The 19,101-nt window shown below is 58.0% G+C and carries 18 protein-coding genes and 1 tRNA gene; 12 read left to right on the top strand and 7 right to left on the bottom strand.

What is annotated here, in order from left to right:
* The 6 genes from CLU84_RS03325 (at position 1) to CLU84_RS03355 (ending at position 3,989) form a co-directional block, all read left to right on the top strand.
* Positions 1-525, top strand: a complete 525-nt coding sequence (locus CLU84_RS03325) for a hypothetical protein (protein WP_099735933.1) — start codon at positions 1-3, stop codon at positions 523-525.
* Between the two features lie 10 nt (positions 526-535).
* On the top strand, positions 536-907 hold the full coding sequence (locus CLU84_RS03330) for a hypothetical protein (protein WP_099735934.1): 372 nt from the start codon (positions 536-538) through the stop codon (positions 905-907).
* A gap of 7 nt (positions 908-914) precedes the next feature.
* A complete protein-coding gene (locus tag CLU84_RS03335; protein ID WP_099735935.1) occupies positions 915-1,406 on the top strand; it encodes a hypothetical protein in 492 nt (163 codons plus the stop codon).
* The gene (locus tag CLU84_RS22140) at positions 1,403-1,864 is read left to right on the top strand and encodes a DUF2829 domain-containing protein (protein WP_198460474.1); all 462 of its coding nucleotides are present in this window, start codon (positions 1,403-1,405) and stop codon (positions 1,862-1,864) included. Before CLU84_RS03335 ends, CLU84_RS22140 begins: the two co-directional genes overlap by 4 nt.
* Positions 1,865-1,909: 45 nt before the next feature.
* Positions 1,910-2,740, top strand: coding sequence for a Gp49 family protein (locus CLU84_RS22145; protein ID WP_199173679.1), 831 nt, complete (start codon positions 1,910-1,912; stop codon positions 2,738-2,740).
* 181 nt (positions 2,741-2,921) lie between these two features.
* Positions 2,922-3,989 carry an aromatic acid exporter family protein gene (locus CLU84_RS03355; protein ID WP_099735936.1) on the top strand — a complete coding sequence of 356 codons (1,068 nt, stop codon included), beginning with the start codon at positions 2,922-2,924 and terminating at the stop codon, positions 3,987-3,989.
* A 67-nt stretch (positions 3,990-4,056) separates the two neighbouring features.
* Here the strand turns inward: CLU84_RS03355 and CLU84_RS03360 are convergent, their stop codons facing one another.
* Positions 4,057-4,311, bottom strand: a complete 255-nt coding sequence (locus CLU84_RS03360; RefSeq protein ID WP_099735937.1) for a hypothetical protein — start codon at positions 4,309-4,311, stop codon at positions 4,057-4,059.
* Positions 4,312-4,629: 318 nt separating this feature from the next.
* Between CLU84_RS03360 and CLU84_RS03365 the strand changes: the two genes are divergently transcribed.
* Positions 4,630-4,706 (top strand) — tRNA-Arg (locus CLU84_RS03365).
* 244 nt (positions 4,707-4,950) lie between these two features.
* Here the strand turns inward: CLU84_RS03365 and CLU84_RS03370 are convergent.
* The gene (locus CLU84_RS03370; RefSeq protein WP_099735938.1) at positions 4,951-5,928 is read right to left on the bottom strand and encodes a bifunctional enoyl-CoA hydratase/phosphate acetyltransferase; all 978 of its coding nucleotides are present in this window, start codon (positions 5,926-5,928) and stop codon (positions 4,951-4,953) included.
* A 62-nt stretch (positions 5,929-5,990) separates the two neighbouring features.
* Positions 5,991-7,802: a sulfoacetaldehyde acetyltransferase gene (xsc, locus tag CLU84_RS03375; protein WP_099735939.1), complete on the bottom strand. Its 1,812-nt coding sequence runs from the start codon at positions 7,800-7,802 to the stop codon at positions 5,991-5,993.
* A gap of 135 nt (positions 7,803-7,937) precedes the next feature.
* Between xsc and CLU84_RS03380 the strand changes: the two genes are divergently transcribed.
* The 3 genes from CLU84_RS03380 to CLU84_RS03390 are packed head-to-tail and all read left to right on the top strand — an operon-like array spanning position 7,938 to position 11,434.
* Positions 7,938-8,762, top strand: a complete 825-nt coding sequence (locus tag CLU84_RS03380; protein WP_099735940.1) for an IclR family transcriptional regulator — start codon at positions 7,938-7,940, stop codon at positions 8,760-8,762.
* Positions 8,755-9,744, top strand: a complete 990-nt coding sequence (locus tag CLU84_RS03385; RefSeq protein ID WP_099735941.1) for an AAA family ATPase — start codon at positions 8,755-8,757, stop codon at positions 9,742-9,744. The genes CLU84_RS03380 and CLU84_RS03385 overlap by 8 nt, the downstream gene beginning before the upstream one ends.
* Positions 9,734-11,434 (top strand): cobalt chelatase, encoded by a 1,701-nt coding sequence (locus CLU84_RS03390; RefSeq protein WP_099735942.1) that lies wholly within the window; start codon positions 9,734-9,736, stop codon positions 11,432-11,434. The genes CLU84_RS03385 and CLU84_RS03390 overlap by 11 nt, the downstream gene beginning before the upstream one ends.
* Positions 11,435-11,610: 176 nt before the next feature.
* On the opposite strand, the gene CLU84_RS03395 is transcribed toward CLU84_RS03390, so the two are convergent.
* From CLU84_RS03395 to CLU84_RS03410, 4 genes are all read right to left on the bottom strand, one after another.
* Positions 11,611-12,492 (bottom strand): ABC transporter permease subunit, encoded by an 882-nt coding sequence (locus CLU84_RS03395; RefSeq protein WP_099735943.1) that lies wholly within the window; start codon positions 12,490-12,492, stop codon positions 11,611-11,613.
* Entirely contained in the window at positions 12,485-13,273 is a 789-nt protein-coding gene (locus tag CLU84_RS03400) for a taurine ABC transporter ATP-binding protein (protein WP_099735944.1), read from the bottom strand. The genes CLU84_RS03395 and CLU84_RS03400 overlap by 8 nt, the downstream gene beginning before the upstream one ends.
* A 95-nt stretch (positions 13,274-13,368) precedes the next feature.
* Positions 13,369-14,376 carry a taurine ABC transporter substrate-binding protein gene (gene tauA, locus CLU84_RS03405; RefSeq protein WP_099735945.1) on the bottom strand — a complete coding sequence of 336 codons (1,008 nt, stop codon included), beginning with the start codon at positions 14,374-14,376 and terminating at the stop codon, positions 13,369-13,371.
* Between the two features lie 588 nt (positions 14,377-14,964).
* Complete coding sequence (locus CLU84_RS03410; protein WP_099735946.1) at positions 14,965-16,386, bottom strand: FAD-binding oxidoreductase; 1,422 nt, start codon at positions 16,384-16,386, stop codon at positions 14,965-14,967.
* A 684-nt stretch (positions 16,387-17,070) separates the two neighbouring features.
* On the opposite strand from CLU84_RS03410, the gene CLU84_RS03420 reads away from it, so the two are divergent.
* Positions 17,071-17,469 (top strand): nuclear transport factor 2 family protein, encoded by a 399-nt coding sequence (locus CLU84_RS03420; RefSeq protein ID WP_099735948.1) that lies wholly within the window; start codon positions 17,071-17,073, stop codon positions 17,467-17,469.
* A gap of 190 nt (positions 17,470-17,659) precedes the next feature.
* Positions 17,660-19,096 (top strand): amino acid permease, encoded by a 1,437-nt coding sequence (locus CLU84_RS03425; RefSeq protein ID WP_099735949.1) that lies wholly within the window; start codon positions 17,660-17,662, stop codon positions 19,094-19,096.
* The last annotated feature ends 5 nt before the right edge of the window (positions 19,097-19,101 follow it).

The raw sequence follows: 19,101 nt of genomic DNA on the forward strand, positions 1-19,101 counted from the left end.
ATGAATACCCAAACTATTGGCCTGGGCTCGCGCGCCCATACCGGCGTGACCTATTTGATTGAGCACCTGCGCGGCGGTCAGGTGCTGAGCGCCGAAGTGGTCGAGAACCTGATGCCGGCTGAAGGCCGCAACCACATGCTGGGGGTGACGTTCAAGGGCGTTGCGCCTTCGGCCAACTGGTATCTGGGCGTGTTTGAGAACAACAGCTACCCCGCCGATGACCTCAAGGCTTCCACCGTGGTGGCCACGCTGGGGGAGTCGGTGGCATATACGCCCAACACCCGCCCCGCCTTCACGCCGGGTGTGGTGGCCGCTGGTGCCGTGGACAACACCGCGGCCCGCGCTGAATTCACCTTTACCGAATCCAAGCGCATCTATGGCGGCTTCATGGCATCGAGCCCCACGCGCGGCAGCGGCACCGGTGTGCTGATTTCTGCGGCGCGCTTTGCGGCGGCCAAGGATGTGACTGCGGGCGACACGCTGCGTGTGACGGCAGCGTTTGAGCTGGTTTCTGCGTCGGAATAAGGAGAGAGCGATGAACAAGATTTCTACAGGCGCGGCGATTGCCATGCTGTCCAGCCCCGGTCTGGCGGCTGCCCTGATGGCCGATGGCAACCTGGAGCTGCGCATCTTTGCGGGCGCGGTACCGGCCAGCGCCGATGCCGCGACGGGCTCGGCCACGATGCTGGTGGCCATTAAAACCGGCGGCTCGGCGGGCCTGAGCCTGCAGATGTCGGGTGCCGTGCTGTCCAAGCCAAGTGCCGACACCTGGCTGGGCAGTGTGGTGGCGGCGGGCCGCGCCACGTTTTACCGGCTGATGTTTCTGTTCTTCGCCTTCATCGCCTGCCTGATGGGCGCGCCGCTTTGGGGCGCCTTCTGGATCTTCCTTCACGCAATTACCCGGTAGGCCATCCATGAACTTGCGCCTCATCACCCATTTAGCCGCGGCTCTTATTGCTGGCGCTGGCGTCTGGTACTTCCAGGCAGCCCGCCTTGGCGCGGATCTGGCCGACGAGCGCCTGCAGGCCAGCCAGTACCGCGAGCAGATCGCAGATGAACGCACCGCCGCCGCTCGGCGCGTGTTGGCCGTGGAACGCAAGGTCAATGACAAATACCAAGGAGCCCTCAACGATGCCATCAAGAAACAAGCCGCTATGCAGGCTGCTGCTGATCGCGCTCGCAGTGAGCGTGACGGCCTGCGCAAGCAACTGTCCGATGCCGAGCAGCGATTGGCCGACGCTTCCCCCACCGCCTGCATCGAGTACGCCTCAACCCTCAGTCGCGTATTCGGACAGTGCAGCCAGCGATACACAGAGCTGGCAATCCGAGCTGATGGACACGCAGCTGATGCAGCAACCTGCCGCGCCGCGTGGCCAGTAATTCAAATCAAGGAGAACCCTCAATGAACTTCGGTGACGCACTCAAGGAGCTGAAAGCAGGCAAGCGCGTGCAGCGTGCTGGCTGGAACGGCAAAGGCATGTTCGCCTATCTGGTGCCTGCGGCCAAGTACCCGGTGCAGACCGGGGCAGCCAAGACTCACTTCGGCGAAGGCGCCATGGTTCCCTACAACCCTTATCTCGCCATCAAGAACGTGGACGAGACAGTGAGCACCTGGGTTCCTAGCATCAATGACTGCTTGGCCGATGACTGGCAGGTTATCGGCTGCACGGTACCGCCCCACCAGCAGCGCGTGCTGGATGAAAAGCAGGAAAACGACGTTCGCATCACCAAGCTGGACGAGTTCATTGATCGCAATGCCTTGTTCCGCCAGTTGAGCTTGGACGAGCAGGCCCGCATGCGCCGCCAGCTCGATGTGATGCGCGAGCTGTCTGTGATCCTGGGCGAGCGCATCTCTGCTTTCTAAGCCTTCCGGCCCGCACCGGCCGGCTGCCGGATTTTGGAGATCCCTGTGAACCTGTCTTTCAACACATCCCCCAAGATGCTCCTTTGCATCGCCGCCGTGATTCTGGCGGTCCTGCTGTTCTGCGCCTTCAAGGTGAACACCAACCCCAGCGGAATTGCGCTGACCGGCTTCATTGCCTCCTGTGTGGCCCTGGCCGTGCTGGCGCTGTACACCAAGATCGATGTGGTGATCCAAGTTTTGCGCGACGATCTGGAGCCCAAGACGGGCGGCACACTAGGGTCGAACGTGGTCGGGGTGCAGCGCGATCACCGCAACGACCTGGAGTATTCCCTTGTGCATGCGCTGGCGCCTCATTTGGTGAACACCAAGAACGCGGCCGAGCTGGGGGCATTTATCCGGGATGTGGCCAACTCAATTCAGGGCCGCAGCTCTCAGACGCTTGCAGCGACCTGCACCTGCACCTGCACCTGCACCTGCAGCACCAGCATGGCGTGCAGCAACTGTCCGAAGCCCATTGTTTCTGCCGTAGCTGGAGCGGCTGGCACGCATTGGGACGATCTTCGCCAGAGGCAAGCTGAGAGTGTGGCGATGGCCGCAAGCCTGACCGCGCCTAGCGTGACCGCCGAGCAGATCCAGGTGCTGATGGACAAATTGATCTGGGTGTATGACCAGCCTGAGGGCACAACCACCACCTTCGCCCATGCTTACCTTGGCCGCTTCTATGTGGCCACCGGCTACAGCGGATGCGTGAGCCCTGAGAACTTCGACGCTGCCAAGGGTATTAAGTACGCCCGGGAGCAAGCGGAAGGCAAGGTGCGCGACGAGCTCTGGAAGCTGGAGGGCTACAAACTGCACTCGGCCATCGCTGGCCAATGAGCAAGTTGCTTTTTCAATAGCCTTCGACCAAAGGCATTTCCGTCCCATCGACCGCAATCATCACTCCCGTGGTGTTGTGGTCGATTTCAATGTGTCTTCGTTGGTTCTTATAAAAGAGGTATCGGTGTCGCTACACTAATAGCTAATTGATATCTTTGCGTTTCGCAAATAAGGCGCTCTCGTGTTCAGAATTGCTCGGTCAACTTTAAATAATCGCGTTGCTCAAGCTTGGCGAGATGCGGCGGTTTCCGCTATCGCAGCAGGAATCGCGTGGGTGCTGGCGATTTGGTTATTCGGTCACCCGCACCCTGTGTTCGCAGCCGTAACAGCCATTGTTTGTTTGTCTCCTGGCTTGCCCAGCCATGGCAAGCAAGCAGTGGGGCTGATGCTTGGTGTTGCTACAGGTATCGTTATTGGTGAAGCCGCATTTTTCTTGCTTCCTGAAGGCCTGCTGGTCCCAGATGGCTTGTCACTGCTGCGTTTGACTGTTGCGACGTTCTTCTCGATCCTTATTGCTGCGGCCTTTGGCCAAGCAGCTGTTGTAGCGATCCAGGCCGGATGCTCAGCTGTTCTCGTTCTTGCTCTTGGGCCACACAGTGCCGGTCTGGTCAGGTTGGAAGATGTGGTCGTCGGTGTGACAGTCGGCCTCTTTTTTAGCCAAGTGTTATTGACGCCCAATCCCGTGAGACAAATTGATGTGGCCGCCAGTGACTTGTTTCGAGGCCTGAGCCGCTCATTTGAGGATTGCGTTGATGCTTTGAAGCATCAAAACACCCACAAAGCGATATCTGCGTTAAATCGCTTCTCTGCAGCGCATGCCAGTCTCATTGCACTCAGTGCGGGCATCGACTCCGCGAGGTATGAGGCTCGTTGGTCCCTCCGAGGTCGACTCGCCAAGCGTTCAGTCGTTGAGACGGCCGCACGTTATGACCGAGCAGCAATTCGCCTCTATGCATCCTCTTTGCTGTTTGGAGAGGCGTTCTCGGATGTGATGCGCAAGAATATGGAGTCTGCACCAGAAGGATTGGCCGATTGCCTTGTTGGTGTAGCTTCACGATGCGCCTGTCTTGCTGGTGAACAGCCTTCTGCACCGTCTCACACGCTTGCTTTGGAAGTCCTAAGCGTGCCACTTGAGTGGCAGTCGGCTGTCGATCACTTGAGAGCCGCCTCAAGGATCCTGGAAGGCCTGGAGGTGCTCCATCTGAGGTCTACTGGGACTGTTGCCACCAAGACCCAAGTGCGTATTTAGGTTTCGCGACTTTGAGCAGAAGGCATCGTCTGCTGTGTGAGTTGTTGGCCTTAGCTCTAGGCTTCCTTCAGTAGCCCTCAACCAAGGGCATTTCCGTCCCATCGACCGCAATCATCACGCCCGTGGTGTTGTGGTCGATTTCAATTGGGACGCCCCACATTTCATCGGGCTTGGCAAAGGCGTTGACGATGTTGAACTGCCGCAGCTCTTCCGGCGTCATCTTGATCAGCTTGGGATAGGCGTTGTTGTGGGCCTTCCAGTGCCTCAGAAAGGTATGGCAAACGCGCTTGTGGACTGTGTGGATCGGGGATTCATCGGTCATGGTGCGATTGTGTCAAAGCGGGAGTGTTGGAGGTCAACATTAAGTTTTCCCCATATTGCCCACAAAATGGGCTAGCTCGCTTTAGAGGATGTCAGGATGCCTGCATGGGGCTGTCTGCTATGCTCAATCGCGGCGCTTAGGGTCGGGAGGCGCGCGGAATGAAGATTTCCCGCTCTTTCTTTTTATGCGGCTCAAATCGCATACAATAGCGTCATACCGCAGCAATGCGGAAGGCCTACAGGATGGCCTACAAGTCGAAAATAACCTTCTAAGTCACTGATTTTTAAGGCGTCTTGTAGGACACCCTCTCCGCCAAATGCGGCTGTAGCTCAGCTGGATAGAGTACTTGGCTACGAACCAAGGGGTCGTGGGTTCGATTCCTGCCAGCCGCACCAGATACAAGCCTTAGAGTAGAAATACTCTAAGGCTTTTGTCTTTTCTGGCCTATGTACAAATGGTCGGGCTTGGTTTTGGCGACCTGGTTCATAAAAATAGCTCGCGTCGAGGAGCTGTGCATACAGGGTGAGGCCGATAGGTATCAACAAATTTCGGGGCTAGCAAGAGCCCCAAATGCGTGGAGCACGCGGTGCTTGCTCCATCTAGACCAGTGGGGTGCGAATGAGTCGTTGGCTGGACCTGTCACGACTCCTTGCCAGCTCGGGTTGCGGAACTCGCAAGCACCGCCAGCGCGCAGGAGGCGATGCGACTTGCCACGGAGTCCGAGCGGCTGGTTAGCACAATGGGTACGCGCATGCCCAGCACCAGGCCCGCGCATTCGGCATTGGCCATGTAGACCAGCTGCTTGTAAATCATGTTGCCGGCTTCCAAGCTAGGAACCAGCAGCACGTCGGGCCGTCCTGCCACGTCGGAGACTATGCCCTTGGTATGGGCCGAATGCAGCGAGATGGCATTGTCATAGGCCAGCGGACCGTCAAAAATGCCGCCCGTGATCTGGCTGCGATCTGCCATCTTGCACAAGGCGGCGGCGTCAATGGTGCCGGGAATGGCGGGGTTGACGGTTTCCACTGCCGAGAGCACCGCCACGCGGGGCCGCGCAATGCCTATGGCATGGGCCAGGTTCACTGCGTTTTGCGCAATGTCCCGCTTGTCCATCAGCGTGGGGAAAATGTTGACCACGCAGTCCGTCATCAACAAAGGGCGATCGTAGCCGGGGATGTCCATGACGAAAACATGACTGGCACGGCAGTTGCCACGCAGGCCAGCCTCACGCGCCACGGCAGCGCCCAGCAGGTCGTCACTGTGCAAGCTGCCTTTCATTAGAGCGCTGGCCACACCGTCGCGGCACAGGGCGGCTGCCTGGGCTGCGGCGGCTCTGGCATCGTCGGCAGTGGCATGAATTTCTGCACCGGACAAATCCAGTCTGGCGGCTTTGGCTGAGGCTTCAATGCGCTCTGGCGGGCCTACCAGCAGGGGCTTGATCAGGCCGGTGTCTGCTGCCTGCATGGCCGCTTGCAGAGAGCCTGCATCGCAGGGATAGGCCACGGCCACGGTGATAGGGCCTTTGGCGAGTGCGCGTTCCTGCAGCTGCTGAAGGTGGGGGCGGGGCGTGGCCGTGGTCTCGGCGGCTGCCACGGCGAGGGAGGTGATGGAGGCCATTGAGGTTCCTGTCGAAAGTCAGAAAAAACCCCGCGCCATGGGACTGCGTGGGGTTGCCTGGTTTAGACGTAGTCTTTGTACTTTTCCAGCAAGCGCACGGGCTTGGCCAAAGCGTCACGGCGGAAGGGGTCGCCCAGTTCGCGGGTGCACATGATTTCAATCACGCAGGTCTTGCCTTCATTCATCTGCATGTCTATGGCTTTTTGCAGTGCTGGACCCACGTCCTCGATGTTGTCCACCACGATGCCTTCGGCACCCATGGCCTTGGCGATGTCGGAGAAGCTCTCGCTTTCCAGCTCGCCGGCCACAAAGCGGCGGTTGTAGAAGTCCACCTGGTTCTTCTTTTCCGCACCCCATTGGCGGTTGTGGAAAACCACGGCGGTGACGGGAATGTCATGGCGCACGGCAGTCATGATTTCCATCATGCTCATGCCCCAGGCACCGTCACCGGCGTAGGCAATGGCAGGGCGCTCGGGGGCTGCGCACTTGGCACCGATGATGGTGGGCAGGGCGTAGCCGCAGTTGCCGAAGCTCATGGGGGCGAAGAAGCTGCGTGGCTCGTCAAAACGCAGATAGCTGTTGGCCACCGAGTTGATGTTGCCGATGTCGGTAGACACCATGGCGCGCGCCGGCATGGCTTTTTCCAGCTCACGCAGGACTTGGCGGGGATGCAGATAGGTGCCGCCAGTGGCCGTGCGCTCGTTCTTGGCCTCTTCAATCATGTCCAAGCTGTAGGGATCGCGCTCATGGGTCCACTCGTCGAGCTCTTTTTCCCAGGCATGCTTTTCGGTGGCCACGGTGTCGGCACGGGCAGTCTTGGTGGCATCGCAGGCCAGCGTCACGTTCGCCAGGCGCTTGACCAGTTCTGCGGCTACGGCCTTGGCATCGCCATTGATGCCCACGGAGATCTTCTTGACCAGGCCCAGATTGGTGTGGTCTGCTTCGACCTGGATGATCTTGGCGGTCTTGGGCCAGTAGTCCATGCCGTGCTGGGGCAGGGTGCCGAAGGGACCCATGCGCGAACCCAGTGCAATCACCACGTCGGCCTGGGCGATCAGCTTCATGGCGGCCTTGGAGCCTTGATAGCCCAGAGGGCCGGCCCACAGCGGGTGCTTGGCGGGGAAGGCGTCGTTGCGCAGATAGCCGGTGGCTACAGGCGCACCCAGGCGTTCGGCCAGTTGCTGGGCCTCTTGCACGGCATCGCCCATCACCACGCCGCCGCCGGCCAGGATCACGGGGAACTTGGCGGTCTTGAGCAACTCCACTGCGGCCTGCAGGCTTTTCTCGCCGCCATGGCCGCGGTCCACGCGCATGGGCTTGGGAATCTCGCACTCGATTTCACCGTAGAAATAGTCGCGGGGAATGTTGAGCTGGGTGGGGCCCATTTCAGACATGGCGCGGTCAAACACGCGGCCGGTGAACTCGGCCATGCGCTTGGGGTTGCAGACATGGCCTTGATACTTGGTGAACTCCTGGAACATGGGCAGCTGATTGGCTTCCTGGAAGCCGCCCAGGCCCATGCCCATGGTGCCGGTTTCGGGCGTCACGATCACGACCGGGCTGTGCGCCCAGAACGCTGCAGCAATACCGGTGACGCAGTTGCTGATGCCGGGGCCGTTCTGGCCGATCACCACGCCGTGGCGACCGGAGACACGGGCATAACCGTCAGCCATGTGGGCTGCACCTTGCTCGTGCACCACGGGGATCAGGCGAATGCCGGCCGGAGCAAAGATGTCCATGGCATCCATGAAGGCCGAGCCCATGATGCCGAACATTTCGCTGACGCCGTTGGCAACACAGGTCTCGACGAATGCTTCCGAAGAGGTCATCTTTTGAACGCCTTCAACCACCTTACGATTGTCAGTAGCAGCCATCTTTGTCTCCTTTGAAAATTTGGAACTTATAGTTTCGAAAAAAGAAATTGCGATGCCAGTTTATGGCATTTTCTTGTTTCATTGCAAATAAATTTCTTTTTTCGGAATAAATTGACTCAAAAAATGGAAATTACTATGATCGACGAAGATATGAAGAACAGCGAAGAAACCAACCCGGCTCGCCTTGACGGAGACACGCCCAATCTGCGTTTGTTTGCGTTGCTGGAAGCCGTGGCCCAGAAAAGCGTGCCCTTCACCTTGCAAACCATGGTGGAAGAGACGGGGCTGCCCAAGCCGACCATGCATCGCATGCTTTCGCAGCTGGAAAGCGCGGGCATCCTGCAAAGAGATGGCAACGGACGCCACTACGGCACCGGCCAGCGCCTGATGCGTCTGGCTGAGAACGTGTTGCTTAACAACACCACGCACGGCGCGCGGCATGCGGTGCTGACCCAGCTGGTGCACGAGCTGGGCGAGAGCTGCAACATCACCGCTTTCTCGGGCAGCGAAGTCCTATATCTGGACCGTGTGGAGACGCCGGCACCGCTGCGCTTTTATCTGCACCCCGGCTCGCGTGTGCCGGCACACTGCTCGGCCACGGGCAAGCTGTTTCTGAGTCAGATGGCACCGGCGCAGCGGCGCAAGCTGCTGGCCAACGTGCCCCTGGAGGCATTCACGGGCAACACCTTGACGACTTTCGAAGCTCTTGAACAGGAGTTGGAGCAGGTGCGCGAGCAGGGCTATGCGTTCGATAACGAGGAATTCCTGCCAGGACTGCTGTGCCTGGGTGTGCTGGTGCCGGCACCCAACGGCAGCTCCAATATGGGGTTGGCCGTGCAGGCACCCATCATGCGTTTTTCCAAGGAGAAGGCTCTGTCCTTTCTTCCCAAGCTGCAGGCGGCCGTCGCGGCGATCGCTCGCATCAATGATGACGTTCTACCGGAAACCGACGATGACTGATCTGAGCTTGCTGCAGCCCACCCGAACGGTGAGCGTGCGTGATGTTTTTGGCATTGATACGGATATGACCGTGCCTGCTTTCGCTGAGCGAGGCGAGCATGTTCCGGCCATTGACAAGGCCTACCGCCTGAATCCGCAGGTGACGCAAGCCATTCTGGCTGGCTTCGCGCACAACCGGCGCGTAGTCATACAGGGCCTGCACGGCACGGGAAAATCCACGCACATAGAGCAGGTGGCCGCCAGGCTGAACTGGCCTTGCATACGGGTGAATCTGGACGGCCATATCAGCCGCCTGGATCTGGTGGGCAAGGACACTATCGTGCTGCAGGAGGGCAAGCAGGTGACGCAGTTCCAGGAGGGCATTCTTCCCTGGTCCTTACAGCGGCCCGTGGCGCTCGTGTTTGATGAGTACGATGCCGGCCGACCGGACGTGATGTTTGTCATTCAGCGTGTGCTGGAGCGTGAAGGCAGCTTCACCATGCTCGATCAAAAGCGGGTGATCCAGCCCCATCCGTATTTCCGTTTGTTTGCCACCATGAACACCCTGGGTCAGGGCAATCTCAGCGGGCTCTATCACGGCACGCAACTGCTCAACCACGCGCAGCTGGACCGCTGGAATCTGGTGACCAGCCTGAACTACCTGCCTCCTGCAGAGGAAGTCGCCATTGTGCTGGCTCGTGTACCGGAGATGGATACGCCGCAGGGGCGCAAGAACGTGGATGCCATGGTGGCGCTGGCCGGGCTGACGCGCAAGGGCTTTGCCGTCGGAGATCTGTCCTTGTTGATGTCGCCGCGCTCGGTCATCACCTGGGCCGAAAATATTTCCATCTTCCATGATTTGAAGCTGGCTTTCGAGCTGTCTTTCCTCAACAAATGCGAGCCTGCAGAGCGCGCCATCGTCACTGAGTATTTTCAGCGCTGCTTTGGCCAGGAACTGGCACAGCCCGAAGAGCCAGTGCTGGCGTTTGTGCATGCGCACTGAGACCTCAATGCCTCCCTCTCTGTCCCAGATGGAAGCCTGGGGTGGAGCCATGCTGCGCGCCATGACGGGCGATGGCTCTTTGCAATGGAGCGGTCAGACGCTGTACCGAGGCACCAACCCCTTGCCTTCGCTTGCTGCGCACCATACCGATGTGCCCGTGCTACAGACGGACCAGCGTGGTCTGCTCGACAGCATGGGCTTGCGCCTGCATTGGAGCGACGAGGTTCTGCATCAGCGGCATTTGCCCAAGGATCCGGTTGAGCGCATGGTGTTCGAGCTGCTGGAGCAGTTGCGTGTGGAAAGCCTGGTGCCCGAGGCCTGGCCTGGCGCTAGAGAGAATATGCGCCAGCGCTTTTTGCACTGGTGCCAGGCCTTTGTGGATTCAGGACTAACGGAAAGCAGTCTGGGCATCCTGCTGTTCACGGTGGCCGTGACGGCGTGGAGTCGCCTGACGGGCCATGAGATGCCGGAGAGCATGAGTGACTTGGTGGAGTCCACCCGTCTGTCCATGGCTGCGCCTTTGGGGTCGCAATGGGTTCAGTTGCGGCGCAGCAGAGGGCTGCAGCTCCAGTTTATCGAGCCTGCCATGGCGGTCAGCCGCTGGGTGGGACAGGCCGTGCGTGCAGCACAGGAAGATGCACCCCGGGGTGCGGGCGGGCCCAAGCGGCGCGGCAATTTTGCCTTGCCGCTGCATTTTGAATCTCAGAGTCTGGATGAGTTGCCTGTGGCACAAAGTGGCGACAGCCGGGCCTGGGCCAGCACGTCGCAAAGCTACCGGGTTTTTACGCGTGAGTTCGATAGAGAAGTGAATGCCAGTGAATTGATACGCGCGGTGCAGCTGGCGCAATTTCGCGAGCAGATGGATGAGGAACTGGCCCGCTCCGGCTTGCAGCATGCGGGGCGACTGGCGCGTTATCTGCAGCAGCGCCTGGCCACTTCGCAGCGCGATGGCTGGAATTTTGGGCAAGAGGAAGGCTATCTGGATGGCAACCGCCTGTCCCAGCTGGTGACTGATCCCCAGCAGCGGGCCATTTTCAAGGATGAGATGCAGCGGCCGCTCAACGAAACGGCCGTCACCATTCTCATGGACTGCTCGGGCTCCATGAAGGCCTATGCCAAGCCACTGTCCCTGTTGCTGGACCTGCTGGGGCGGGCCCTGGAGATGGCCGGCGTCACGGTGGAAATACTGGGCTTTTCCTCGCAGGCCTGGAATGGTGGCAGAGCGCGCCGGCAGTGGCAGCGTGCTGGACGGCCAGAATTTCCGGGACGTCTCAATGAGCGCCTGCATATTGTCTTCAAGGACGGTGCCAAGCCCTGGCGTCAAGGTCGGCATGGTATTGCGGCACTGCGCAAGCCCGATATCTTTCGCGAAGGGATTGACGGTGAAGCGGTGGAATGGGCCTGCCAGCGACTGATGGCGCGGCCCGCAAGGCGGCGCATTCTGCTGGTGATCTCGGATGGCTGCCCCATGGACACGGCAACGCATCAGTGTAATGACGAGCACTATCTGGATCAGCACCTGCGCCAAGTGCTTGCGGCACGAGAGCGTGCGGGCGACGTGAAGGTTTGCGCCTTGGGTGTCGGTTTGGATCTGGGGATTTTCTACCATCAACGACTGGCCATCGATCTGCAGCACGATATCGATGAGGCCTTGCTGCTCTCGGTTGCAGAACTGTTGTGCAAACGATGAAAGGGATGGATCGCTTGATCCATCCCTTTCGATAAGTCCGCGAATGGCTGCCTAGCCAAGCGAAACAAGTCATCAAAGCCAACGAGCGCCAGGTCTGCGCAATGACCTGAATGTCAGACGGCCTTCCATCAGTGGCTCTAATGGAAGGCCGTGATTGCAACGCAGGGAATCAGGGTTTACATGCAGCCCTTCCATGGAGCCAGACGCTTCTCGACCCAGCGCATGAACAGATCGAAAACATAGGCAATCACGCCGATGACGATGATGCCCATGATCACGATGTCGGTGCGCAGGAAGTTCGACGCGTTCAGCACCATCTGACCCAGGCCTACGTTCGCCGCCACCATTTCAGCGGCAACCAGCGTTGTCCAGCCAAAGCCGATGGCGATGCGCATGCCCACCAGAATGTCCGGCAGGGCGGCTGGCAGGATCACGTGGCGGATCACCTGCAAATAGCTGGCACCCATCGAGTACGCGGCATTGATCTGCTCCTGTGCCGCGCTGCGCATGCCCGAGCGAGCCGCCAAAGCCAGGGGGGCAAAGCAGCTCAGAAAGATCAGCAGAATCTTGGGCGTTTCATCAATGCCGAACCAGATGATGATCAGTGGCAGATAGGCCAGCGGCGGCAGCGGACGGTAGAACTCGATAGGCGGATCGAAGATGCCGCGTGCGACGCGTGACATTCCCATGGCAATGCCCAACGGAACGGCAATGATGAAGGCCAGCCAGAACGCCACGGTCACGCGCAGCAAGCTGGCGGAAAAATGCTGCCACAGCGGCTTGTCGTTGGCTTGCCCGGTCAGGTATTCATAGAACTGCTGAAAAACCGCTTGCGGACTGGGCAGAAACAAGGGTTTGACCCAGCCGAGATTGGTGGCGGCAAACCACAGTGCCAGCAGCGTGATCACGGTGGCAATGCTGATGCCAAGGCTGGAGCCTTCGCCCGGGGTCTTGAAGCGACTTGTTTTTACCGCTCCCGATGCTTGCGTGGCAGGAGTCTTGGGCTGCACGCGCGTTGTTGCGGTTGGCAAATGGTTGATTTGGACTGCTTCAGACATTGGCATGCTCCCGGTGGTGAATCAGATTGAGAACCTCTTCGCGCATCTTGATGAAGTCTGGGCGCGATTTGACGGCGCGGGCATCGCCGGTGCGAAGAAATTCATGGCAAAAAGGCATGTCGTCGTAGACATGGGAGATGCGCCCAGGACTGGGGCTCATGACGATCAGCCGACTTGCCAGGAACAAAGCTTCCTCTACCGAGTGAGTGATAAAGAACACCATCTTGTTGGTGGCCTTCCAGACGCGTAGCAGGATCTCCTGGACTTGCTCACGCGTGAATGCATCCAGCGCACCCATGGGCTCATCCATCAGCAAAAGAGCGGGATCGTTGGCAAGCGCGCGGGCAATGCCCACGCGTTGCTGCATGCCGCCAGACAGCTCATAGACGGCGCGTTTGGCGTAGTTCTGCAAACCGACGAGGCCCAGCTTTTCTTCGGCGATCAGCGTGCGTTGTTTCAGGTCCATGCCGCGCATACGCAGTCCCAGTGCGACGTTGTCGATCACATTGAGCCATGGCATCAGCGCATGTTTTTGAAATACCACGCCTTGATTTGCTCCGGGGCCCTGAATGGGTTTGCCATCCAGCAGGATCTGCCCGTTCGAAGGCGGCAGAAATCCTGCCATGCAATTGAGCAAGGTTGTTTTGCCGCAGCCCGATGCGCCGAGCGCGACCACAAAGTCGCCTTCATTCATGGTCAGGTTCACAGGAGCCAGGGCTTGCAGATGCCCATCCTTGACCTCGTAATTGACCGTCAGGTCGCGTATATCCAGAGTCGGCATGAGATTGCCTTCCAAAGAGAAATGAAGCAGGAATTCACGGCGGTGCGATTAGCGGTAGCGGTGCTTGAAGCAACGTCGTGAGCGGGTTCAAGCAATTACTGGCCGATGGCTTTTTTGACATAGCTGTTGGTAACGAACACAGCGTAGTCAGGCTTTATTTCCTGAATGCGACCTTGGGACTTCAGAAACGTTGCGGTGTTGGTCATGGCCTTGGCGGCACCGCCTTCCAGCCATTGCGCGCTCAGCTGCTCTTCTGCGCTGGGAAAACGATAAAGCGCCATAGCTGCGGGCACATCCTTAGGGTCGGCCTTGCTCCATTTGGCAATGGCCTTGATTTCTGGCGACTCCGGCGTCCACTTGGCCAGGTTGTCACGTACCTGGGCGCTGGCGCGATTCAAAGCCTTGGCGAAGGCCACCATGAATTGGGGATTTTCCTGAGCGAACTTGCTGCTTACTGCAATGCCTTCAAAGGTGGGGTAGCCCATCTGAGCAATGCTGCCGGAGGTGGCAATCACCTTGCCTTTTTGCTTGACCTTGGCGAGCACCGGATCCCAGACGAAAGTGCCGTCGATATCGCCGCGCTCCCAAGCGGCGGCGATCTCTGGCGGGCGCATGTTCATGATGTTGACCTTGCGCGAGTCAACGCCTTCTTTTCCAAGGGCTGCAACCAACTGGTAATGCGCGGTGGAGACGAATGGAACGCCTATGCGCTTGCCCTCCATGCTTTTGAGGCTGGTGATGCCAGCGCCATCGCGTGCCACCAGGGCTTCTGCATTCGCGATATCCGCAGAGATCCATAACAGCTTGATGTCCTGTCCCTGACTGGCCGCTGCAGTAAGAGGGCTGGATCCAATCTCTCCCATCTGCACATCGCCCGAGGCCATGGCCCGGATCACATCGCCGCCGCCCGAGAACATGCGCCAGTTGATCTTGTAGCCGGTTTCCTTCTCCACTTCACCAGATTCCATGACCAGGCGCAGAGGTACCAGCATGTCCTGGTTGGCAAAGGTCACGGTCTTCTGCTGTGCAAGGACGGGAGCTGCCAAAGCCACTGCTGTCAAGGCGATACCCGTTTTCAGTGCCAATCGTTTCTGCATTCTCATTGTTGACTTCTCCATTTTTAGAGCGAAATCCGTTGAATATCTCGACCAGAAGTCCCGTGTTGCTACCACTCGTGCTGACTTGTTCTCGAGTTTCTTTTTTGGGACTTGATCCGCCTGAAAAGCTTTGGTGATGTGCACAGAGCCTTCTGAGCGGATCGTAGTGAGCAACGTCGTTCACTCAGTAGGGCCAGTTGATGTCAATCGTTAGGTCCAGCAAAAACCGGGGCCGGATTATGTCGAAAACACCTGTGTCGAATGTGCTTGGATGCACTGCATCGGTGCATCGCAAAGCCTTGTCTGATGCGGCTTTGTGCTGAAATCAACGCATTTTCTAAGGACGTTTATTTGTGCTTTTCCAGGGCGTTAGGTGTATTCACTGATCGAGCGCCAAGCCCCGATAAACGTCGCTTTTTCTGTGGTTTCAGATACCCCCAAAAAAGAGGCGCTGAACGCTTTTGCAAGATGCATTTCTTAGAAAAAACCAGTGTTGAACTGAGCGTGAGATGCATGCAACAGCATTAAAAAAAGAGCAGCTTTCTTGCGAAAGCTGCTCTTTATGTTTCGGTGACTTTAAAGAGGCTGCCTGGGTCAGTTCTTTTCGTCGTGCATGTGATACCAGTGATAGAGGAAGCGTTGGCCCATGCGACGAAATGGTGCAAACGCCTCGGAACGCACCATATTGAACACATTCGGATATTCAAGTGGTGAGTTGTAAATTGGCAACTCAAAGGCCTTGATATTTTGACCTGCAATGCGCTGCGCCATGCGACGGCCTGCATGGGCGGAGAAGGACACGCCGTTGCCGCCGTAGCCTACCGCATAGAAAATGCTTTCTTTCGGGTCGGGCTGGGTGATGCGCGGCATCATGTCGTGGCTTACATCCACCCAACCCCACCAGGAGTAGTCCACCTGAATGCCCTTGAGTGCCGGGAACTTGTGGTGCAGACCCTCGACCAGCTTGGCCATGTGAATTGGATTCGGTGCATCGGCACCGGTGATGGCACTGCGGCTGCCAATCTGCACGCGGTTGTCGGGCAGCTTGCGGTAGTAAAACCGCAGAGTGCGAGTGTCGGTGATGACTTGCGTGGTCTTGAAGTTGGTTGCTGCCAACTCATCTTCCGTCAGAGGCCGGGTGACCAGCGAGTTCGAGAGAATCGGCATGATCTTCGAGTTCAGTTGGCGGTGCAGGCCGTTGCTGGTATAGCCACCGGTGGCAAAGCCTACGGCGCGTGCTTTGACCGTGCCACCCGGTGTTTTGAGGCAATGCACGCCATTGCGGGTTTCCATGCCGATGACCGGGCTGGCTGTGTGCACTTTTACCCCCAATTCACGGGCCTTGCGCAGATAGCCGAAGGCCAGTTTGAGCGGATGAACGCCGATGCCGTCGGGTTCATGCATGGCACCATGGCAATCCGCATCATCGACATAATCGCGGCGGACTTCGTCAATGCTGAGCATGCGGGCGTCATAGCCAAAGACTTCGCGCATGACGCGGGTCTCGTTGCGCAGAAAATCCATCTTTCTATCGCGGTGGGCGATATACAAATGCCCGCCCGGTTGTGGCTCGCATTCGGGAAATTCCGCCACCAGCTTCTTGAAGGTATCAAAGCCTTCACGGATCTCCGCATCCAGCTTCAGCGCAACGTCTTTACCCCAGCGCTCAACCCACTGCGAGCGATAAAGACGACCGCTGGCATTCTGACCCTGGCCTCCGTTACGGCTGGTGCAGCCCCAGGCTGTCTGATTGGCATCGAGAACCACGGCGCGAATGCCATGTTCACGAGCCAAAAAAAGTGCGGTGGACAGGCCAGTGAAGCCAGAACCCACGATGACCACATCTGCATCCATGTCGCCACAAACAGGACCATCGTCGTCAGGCGGTCTACCTGCGTTACCTACCCAGTAGGTCGGCGCATAGCCGGTTCCATGGCCCGGATTGGCTGCCACCAGTGGGTCGTATTGCGGGTCATAAGGGCGCAGATGGCTGGGGCGAATGTCCTCGGCTTTCATGGTGCTTGTCTCCTTGTCTGCTGCGCTCGAAGCGTCGCTCTGTTGCTATGGAATGAATGGACGAAAAACCAATGCAGATGCCACTGTTAGTCATGGCATAGGTGTGATGAACGCAGCATAGCCAGCCCCTTGCGCTCTTCGTTAGGGCCACGGCATGGGTTTTGATGGAGCCAGATTGCGGGATTTGTGGGCGGCATCCAAAGATTGCTTGCAGATATCGTGGCTGCACGCTCAAGTGCACATCAGCTGCGCCGACAGTGCACCCGACTCATCAAGAAATGAACGCAGTGATCCAAGCATTGCTGCTGGTTCCCTTGAGATTGCGATTGCCGAACCGGGTTGAACAAGCCGCCTGCTTTCTATCTATCGTTTTCACCTAAACGGCGATAGAGAAAAGGTCGTTGCAGGGTGTTCGTTCTCGGCGTTAGAAAGAGGTACGAAATAGGGGCTTCAGAGGCGGAGACAGTCTTTTCTCAAGACGTTCTCATCAGTTTTTCTCATTTCACCAGCATGTCAACGCTGCATCAAGGCATGGCATTGGACTTAACGATTGCCGTGAACTGGTTCTACGAAATGGAGCCAGTGCTACCTACCATGACTTATCGGAATTTCTGACATTTTCGATCAAGCGGTACCGAAGTTCAGAAGCAGGTACCTACGACATCACAGCAATCTGGAGAGTACATGAGCACTAAAGAATTCCAACCCGATGCCCAGTTTCTGGCACGCTTCTCTGATGCATGGAATCGGCACGACATTGACGCATTAATGGACTTCATGGCCGACGAATGCGAGTTTCACGCCGTTGCCGGTCCAGACTTGATGGGGCGCAGTTTCGTGGGACGTGAGGCCGTGCGCGATGGCTTTCAACTGGCCTGGCAAGCCTTCCCTGATGCATCTTGGGTAGATGGCGAACATTTTGTGCAAGGTGAACGCGGGGTCTCCGAGAGCACCTTCAAAGGTACCAAGGCCGATGGTCTGCGTGTCGAAGCGCGCATGGTCGATGTCTTCACCTTCCGTGACGGCAAGATCGCTGTCAAGAACGCTTACCGCAAGGATCGTCCGCCAGTCTCGGAAGTTTGACTCTAGGCTCAAGCTCGATGTCGGGCATTGCTGCTCATCAGCAGATTGTCCGGCACACAGATTTCAAAAGAAATTTTCAAGCACCCAACTGAACGACCACTGCAACAGCTTGCGTGAACTGCAGGGCTGAACTACACACATAAAGCCGTGGCGTCTGACATGCCAATGTCAGTAAGACAGGAGACAAAAAATGATTGGAAATCCGCACTCATCGTCGGATGGGCTGTCGCATGGACTCAAGCAGCGCCACATGACCATGATTGCCCTGGGGGGCGTCATCGGTGCCGGACTTTTTGTTGGCAGCGGCGTGGTTATCAAGTCTGCGGGGCCTGCGGCCGTCATCTCGTTCCTGATCACCGGCCTGCTGGTGGTTCTGGTCATGCGCATGCTCGGCGAGATGGCTTGCTCCATGACGGGGGGCTCATTTTATGAATACGCCCGCGAGGCTTGGATTGACAGACCTGGCGTGGGGCAACTGGCAGGTTTTCTGACGGGTTGGATGTACTGGTACTTCTGGGTCATCGTGGTGGCGCTGGAGGCGGTCGCAGGCGCGGAGCTGGTGCGCTACTGGTTGCCTGATGTGCCTGCATGGAGCATCAGTCTGGTCTTGTTGATCCTGATGACGCTGACCAATCTGGTTTCGGTCAAATCCTTTGGTGAATGCGAGTTCTGGCTGGCTTCCATCAAGGTGGCCGCCATTGTGGTGTTTCTGTTCATTGCTGGCGTCTATGTGCTGGGTTTAACGCCTGGAACCGGCGGAATGCATATCGCCAACCTGACTCAGAATGGCGGCTTCATGCCCAACGGCATTGTTCCGGTGCTCACCGGGGCGGTGGCCGCCACAGGCTTTTACTTTGGCGCTGAAATCGTGACAATCGCCGCCGCAGAAACTGCGGAGCCCCAGAAGGCCGTGGCGAAAGCGACGAGCTCGGTCATCCTGCGTGTGCTGGTGTTCTATGTCGGATCGGTATTGCTGGTGGCTTGCCTGGTGCCATGGAGCTCAGCAGGTATGTCCACGCCTTACGTCAGTGCGCTGGAAGCAATGGGTGTACCGGCCGCTGCACAGATCATGAACGCCGTGGTACTGACTGCGGTTTTGTCGGCGCTCAACTCGGGTCTCTATGCTTCCTCGCGCATGCTGTTTGCTCTGACTCGCCGCGGTGATGCCCCCAAGGTGCTGGCCCGGGTCAGCCGCAATGGCGTGCCGGTCTATGCCATTTTGGTGGCTACCCTGTTTGGGTATGGTGCCATCGTCATGTCCTATCTTTCCCCCGACAAAGTATTCGCCTTTCTGGTGAATTCTTACGGAACGGTCGCCATTTTTGTTTATATCCTGATTGCCATTTCGCAGTTGCGCCTGCGTTATCGATTAGAGAACGAGGCACCACATCTGCTCAAGGTGCGTATGTGGTGCTTCCCGTACCTGACCTGGTTGGCGATTGCCGGGATGGTGTCCATCGTGGTCGCCATGGGCTTTATCCCCGAGCAGCGCACGCCACTGGCCCTGGGTGTCGCCAGTCTATGTATCTTGTTGATTGCTTATTTCGTACGTCAGTTTCTGAGGCGAGGCGTGATGCCGGACGGGTTGCTGGATGAGCTAGCACCGCCCAAGTTACGCAAGAATTGACGGAT

It is taken from the genome of Comamonas sp. 26, assembly GCF_002754475.1.
Classification (GTDB): domain Bacteria; phylum Pseudomonadota; class Gammaproteobacteria; order Burkholderiales; family Burkholderiaceae_C; genus Comamonas.